The organism is Vibrio sp. MMH1-50 (assembly GCF_022347645.1).
Lineage (GTDB): Bacteria > Pseudomonadota > Gammaproteobacteria > Enterobacterales > Vibrionaceae > Vibrio > Vibrio harveyi.
The window spans coordinates 48,804-54,922 of sequence record NZ_JAKRGG010000035.1; the positions used below are offsets into that span (position 1 = coordinate 48,804).

The 6,119-nt window shown below is 44.4% G+C and carries 5 protein-coding genes and 1 riboswitch; of the genes, 3 read left to right on the plus strand and 2 right to left on the minus strand.

Features of this window, described 5'->3' with window-relative positions; all coding sequences use genetic code 11:
- Positions 1–55: 55 nt before the first annotated feature.
- Positions 56–1,165, minus strand: coding sequence for a tRNA (uridine(54)-C5)-methyltransferase TrmA (trmA, locus tag MHO32_RS20345; protein ID WP_005451984.1), 1,110 nt, complete (start codon positions 1,163–1,165; stop codon positions 56–58).
- Positions 1,166–1,349: 184 nt separating this feature from the next.
- Positions 1,350–1,550: riboswitch (cobalamin riboswitch) on the plus strand.
- A gap of 58 nt (positions 1,551–1,608) precedes the next feature.
- Between trmA and MHO32_RS20350 the strand changes: the two genes are divergently transcribed.
- The 3 genes from MHO32_RS20350 to murI all read left to right on the plus strand — a co-directional run bounded on the left by MHO32_RS20350 (position 1,609) and on the right by murI (position 5,075).
- Entirely contained in the window at positions 1,609–3,462 is a 1,854-nt protein-coding gene (locus MHO32_RS20350) for a TonB-dependent receptor domain-containing protein (RefSeq protein WP_239213666.1), read from the plus strand.
- An 82-nt stretch (positions 3,463–3,544) separates the two neighbouring features.
- The gene (locus MHO32_RS20355; protein WP_239213676.1) at positions 3,545–4,228 is read left to right on the plus strand and encodes an adenine nucleotide alpha hydrolase; all 684 of its coding nucleotides are present in this window, start codon (positions 3,545–3,547) and stop codon (positions 4,226–4,228) included.
- A gap of 40 nt (positions 4,229–4,268) precedes the next feature.
- The gene (gene murI, locus MHO32_RS20360; RefSeq protein WP_005451981.1) at positions 4,269–5,075 is read left to right on the plus strand and encodes a glutamate racemase; all 807 of its coding nucleotides are present in this window, start codon (positions 4,269–4,271) and stop codon (positions 5,073–5,075) included.
- On the opposite strand, the gene MHO32_RS20365 is transcribed toward murI, so the two are convergent.
- Positions 5,038–5,493, minus strand: coding sequence for an RNA-binding protein (locus MHO32_RS20365; RefSeq protein ID WP_005451980.1), 456 nt, complete (start codon positions 5,491–5,493; stop codon positions 5,038–5,040). The two genes, murI and MHO32_RS20365, sit on opposite strands and share 38 nt — an antisense overlap.
- Between the last annotated feature and the right edge of the window lie 626 nt (positions 5,494–6,119).

Genomic DNA, 6,119 nt, shown 5'->3' on the forward strand with positions numbered 1-6,119 from the left:
TCTAACAAAAAAGCGAGCCGTTGAGCTCGCTTTTTTTATGTCTGAGGCTGGTGGATTACGCTTTACGTTCCAACAGTACACCTGCTTCCATGTGGTGTGTGTAAGGGAATTGGTCAAACAGAGCAAAACGCGTCACGTTGTGGGTTTCGCATAGAATGTCCAAGTTCTCTTTAAGTGTCTCTGGGTTACAAGAGATGTACATGATGCGCTCGTAACCTTGCACCATCTTACAAGTGTCGACATCCATACCTGAGCGTGGTGGATCGACAAAAATCGTATTGCAGTTGTAGCTCTTCAGATCCACACCTGCATCTTGTAGGCGGCGGAATTCACGCTTACCTTCGATTGCTTGAGTAAACTCTTCTGCTGATAGACGTAGGATTTGTACGTTATCAATCTCGTTCGCTGCAATGTTGTATTGCGCAGAAACCACAGATGGCTTCGCTAATTCAGTTGCAAGAACGCGGTCGAAGTTTTGTGCCAGCGCCAAAGAGAAGTTACCGTTACCACAGTAAAGCTCTAGGAGATCACCAGTGCTTTCTTGAGTACAGTCGACTGCCCATTCCAACATCTTCTCAGCGACTTTGCCGTTTGGTTGAGTGAAGCTGTTTTCTACTTGTTGGTAGATGTAGCTTTGACCATTTACGTCTAGCTTCTCGATCACGTAGTCACGGTCTAAGACAATCTTCATTTTACGAGCACGACCAATGATGTTTAGGTTGAAGCCTTCATCATTCAAACGCTGCTTAAGGGCTTTCGCGTTTTCAATCCACTCTTCATCCAGTTGGCGATGGTAAAGCAGTGAAACCAGAATCTCACCGCTAAGCGTTGATAGAAAGTCCACTTGGAACAGTTTACGACGTAGCGATTCGTTGTCTTTCATCGCTTCAACCAATAGTGGCATCAGGTCGTTGATCAGACGGCTTGCTGCTGGGAATTGGTCAACGCGGTATTTCTCACGAGTTTCTTGATTGAACATGATGTAGTAAAGGTCTTCACCCTCATGCCAAACGCGGAACTCAGCACGCATGCGGTAGTGCTGCTCTGGTGATTCAAACACTTCCAGTTCTGGCACGTTGTATGGCGCGAACATATCGTTCAGACGTTCGACTTTTTCAGCCAGTTGTTCTTGGTAGCGTTGTGGGTTTACATCAAGAGTAGCCATGATCTTACCTTTTATGGTGCATTCAATTTAAGAGCGCAGATTTTATTCAATCTCAATAGGATGTCCAGTTTTGTGCCCCAATTGATTTAAAGATAGTGTGTTCTGTGTCAGTTGATACACCAATGAACCAAATCGTTACAATTGTCAGAGGTAATATTGGCTGGACAAATAATCAATAGCTTAATAGTATTTGCCCCAAGCTGGTGCTATCTAGCAATCTAGATGGCTGAAATGGGAATCTGGTGAGAATCCAGAACTGACGCGCAGCGGTAAAAGAGAACGAACGCTCATCAAGACACTGCATTAGTTTATGTGGGAAGTCGAGTAAGTAGGCGGTACAACCTTGCTCTTAAGTCCGAATACCTGCCAGCAACTGAGCCACAGCACTGGACTGCTCAACACGAGTAGGGCTCGGTAGGAATTACGCGACTTAGGACAATACAATGAGAAAAACATTTCTTGCGATCACGTGTGCATCGCTGCTTTCACCTACCTTTTATTCACAGGCCCAAGAAGTTTCCGCAGATGAAACGGTTGTGGTTACGGCAAACCGCTTCAAGCAAATTGATGGTGCTGTTCTTGCACAAACCGTCACGGTAACCAAAGAAGACATTAAACGCCTGCAAGCAAATAGTCTGTTTGATGTGTTCCGTACACTGCCGAGTGTTGAAGTTGCTCAGTACGGTGGGCGTGGTCAATCCGCATCTATCTACGTTCGAGGTGGTAGCTCGTCTCAAGTACTCGTTTTAGTTGATGGGGTGCGTATGCCTCGTGCAATCATGGGTGGTATCGACTTTAACCAATTTCCAATCAACTCTGTCGAACGTATCGATTACATTCGTGGTGCACGAGCCTCTATCTATGGTTCAGAAGCGATCTCTGGCGTAATCAACATTATTACTCGTGCGCCTATTAATGACGATTCAGGTCGAGTGTCTGCAGGTTATGGCTCAAATAACCATAAAAAAGGCACGTTTGTGGTCTCTAAACCTGTGGGTGAAGGTAAACACTTTAAGGGTGTCTTAGGATACGAGAAAACCGATGGTTTTAATGTTAAGCCTCAGCCAGGATTGAATGATGGCGATGAGCATGGCTTCGAAACGCTAAACCTGAAGTTGGGTTACCAACAAAACTTTTCTGACAACTTGTCTGGTTACGTTGGGGTGAGTGCTTACAACAATGAATACGATTACGACAACAGTAGTATTTGGAGTGGTCATGAGAAAAAAACTGGTGAAGTAGAGTATGTAGGCACCGACTTATCGCTGGAATACAACAAAGACGTTTACTCATCTGAATTAAAATTGGCTTATGGTCAACAAGACAACTACGACCATAAATCAGGTCAAAACAAATCTACTGGCGATCATGTTGCTATTGAGCAGTTCAACGCGATTTGGTTGAACTCGTACAGCGTTAACGAAGAACTGAGTATTGGTGGCGGTTTGGATTACCGTACTGAGAAGCTAGCAAAAGGCTACATTGCGGCGAACAGTTGGGGACCAGCTAAAGACTATGATCCAGAGAAGAACCCAAGAACTAACTTTGGTGTTAGTGCCATTGCTCAATATGTTTATGACGTATGGACGTTAGAAGCAAGCGTACGTAATGACGACAACAATCAATTTGGTAACAACACCACATGGCAAACCGCTGCGGGTTGGAGTTTTTACGAAGGTTATGAGTTAATCCTGAGCCACGGTACTGCTTTCCGTGCGCCGAGCTTTGTTGATTTGTATTACCCAGGCTACGAAATGCCAAACCTAAAACCAGAAGAATCAGAAAATACCGAGCTGTCGCTATCTGGTGCTGTATCGATTGTTGATTGGACGGTGACGGGTTACTACAACCAAATTGAGAACATGTTGATTTGGAAAGGCTCTGGCATGCAAAACGTGGGTGAAGCTGAGATCAAAGGTGTCGAACTAGAGGTGAAATTCGACACGGATATCGTTTCTCACGAGTTTTACTTAGATTATAAAGATCCTGTCGATAAGTCTGGGGCAAAAGATACTCAGCTAGCGTACCGCTCTAAGCGTGGTGCTAAGTGGAACGCCTACGCAACGTTTGACCAATGGACGTTGGGCTCGCAGTACCTGTACCAAGGTGAACGCTTTAATGGCAGTACCAGACTACCGAGCTACAGCCTATGGAACTTCACTGCTTCTTACGCCGTGAACCAAAACTGGGATATTAATGCGAAGCTAAGCAACGCTTTCGATAAAAACTACGAGATGTACACTAGTTACGCGACGCCAGGGCGTCAGTACTTTGTCTCGGCAGACTACCGCTTTTAATCAAGCTAAACGAGACCGCCATATCGGCGGTCTTTCTTTTTGTAAGTAAAGCGCTGGTGGAAATAGGTAACAAGGAAAGACGATGACTAAACCAAAACGTGTTGTGATTAGCTGGTCAAGCGGAAAAGACTCTACATTAACGTTGGAGCGTCTAAACGAAGATCCGCATTATCAGGTAGTTGGCTTGTACACCACTTATGTTGATAAAGAAGTCCCTTTTCAAGCAACCCCGCTTGAGGTCGTGCAAATGCAGGCGGACTTACTTGGCCTTCCGCTCATTACTATCGAACTGCCTGAAGTGTTCCCGAATAACGACATTTATCAATCGACGATCGTTAATGCACTACAAAGCAGTGGGCTGAATGTAGAAGCTGTCGCGTTCGGTGATATGCTTTGTAATGGTATTGCTGATTATCGACGCAGCTATATTGAACCTGCCGGCTGGGAATGTGTATTCCCTTTGTTGGGGGAAGAAAGCAAGGCATTGGCATTTGAAATTATCGAGCGTGGAATTCAAACCATGTTGATTACCACCGATGGAAATGTATTGCCGCCGGAGTGGTGTGGACGTTGGTATGACAAAACGTTGATTGAGTCATTACCCGGTCATATTGATCCCTGTGGCGAAGATGGCGAATTCCATACATTGGTGACATCAACCTCATCATTTCAAGGACATATAGAGTTGGCTAAGCTTGAAGTGGAAACAGGGGAGCGATTCAGTCATCAAAGATACCGAGCCAAAGCATTGCCAAAACAAATCTAACCAGTATGATCGCCGAGTCTCTAATTTGCAGGTAAGACTCGTGCGAGCATCAAGTAAGAAAAAAGTCCTAGTGTTTGATTCCGGTGTCGGAGGGCTATCGGTCTTCCAAGAAATCCACCGACTTCTACCAAACATGGATTACTTGTATCTGTTCGATAACGAAGCTTACCCATATGGCGAGCTAGACCAAGATGTGCTGATCACTCGCGTTAATAAGCTGGTGGCAGCATTGGTTGAAGAGCATCAAGCTGACATAGTAGTCATCGCCTGCAATACCGCAAGTACCATAGTGTTGCCATCATTGCGTGCGAATCTATCCATTCCGGTTGTCGGAGTGGTGCCTGCGATCAAGCCGGCCTCATTACTCGCTTCTCAGGGTGTAGGACTTATTGCTACGCCCGCGACCGTGACTCGTCAATATACTCATGAACTGATCCGTGACTTTGCTCAAGGCAAACCTGTCGAACTATTAGGTTCCACTCGCTTAGTGGATATGGCAGAAGAAAAGCTGCGTGGCGAAAGTATTTCTATTCCAGAGCTCGAAAGCATTCTTCTCCCATTACGTAATAAAGTCGATGTAGCTGTATTGGGGTGCACTCATTTTCCTTTGATTAAAGAGGAAATCCATCAAGCGTTAGGTGGAGAGGTTACGTTAATTGATTCTGGCGAAGCCATTGCTCGACGAGTGAAAGCATTACTACTCAGCGATATGAAGGAAGAAAGCCAAGAGGAAGGGAGTAAGAAGATTTATGCCAGTGCACCTCCTTGGCAAGAAGATGCACTGAATACCTGTTTGGCGACCTTAGGGTTTAATCCTGTTCAGGTTTACCGCCATCAGGGTGTTTAGGATCGTTAGCAATACGCACTTTAAGTGTACGCTCCATATATTCCTTCTCGTTAAGTTTAGCGATAGCAGGTTTTGCATCTGCCGCAGCCATCACTACAAAACCAAACCCTCTCCTTTTACCAGTGCGCTTATCTTTCATTAAGCGTACTGCATAGACCTGACCATACTCAGCAAACAAATCTCGAACGTGACTTTCATTTGCCTTATAAGGAAGGTTGCCGACATACAGCGTTTTAGTTGAAGGATCGGAATCCGAAGATTGAAGAACAGGTGTTTTGCTAGAAAGTGAAAAAAGAAAAGCAGTAGCGACAACACCGATAACAAAGCTCAAGGCAGGTGACACAGGTAACTGAGAGAAGATGATTCCCCCAATGACCGCCAACCCAGCACACAAGATCAGATTTTTTTTAGACGTCATTTTGATTACTACATATAGATGATAAAGAGATTGGCTGCCTATTAACAAAATAGACACATGAATCTTACGTATATGGTTGGTGTTTTTCCAACCAATTGCTGTGATATGTCTCAAATGTGACGAAGAAATATGCAGATATAACGCATTTGGTGGATAAATAACCGCTTGGAAAGTTTTTTTCAAAAAAAGGTTGCGCTAATTTCTCAACTCCCTATACTGCGCATCCACCGACACGGAGTGAGACGAAAGTCACACAGCGAGTCGGAAGAGAGAAAAAAGAATTTGAAAAAATACTTGACTCTCAAAGCGGGAAGCGTAAGATACGCACCCCTAACGACGAGGCGCTGAGGCGGCAAGTTAGTTAGAAAAGTTCTTTAAAAATATAGACCTATCAATCTGTGTGGGCACTCGTTGATGATAATCCAATTAGAAGCTTCGGCTTCAAATTAGGTTTCAATGAAACGAAGTGACCATTCGAATTGGGAAGCAGCCTTGAGCTGTTTTATTTCACTTTTTAAAAGTGAAAGCCAATAAGAGCACAGTCAATTCAAACATTACTTCTGCTATTTATTAGCGAAAGGAATGTTCAGTATTCATTGAGCCGAACAAAATCTTAAATTGAAGAG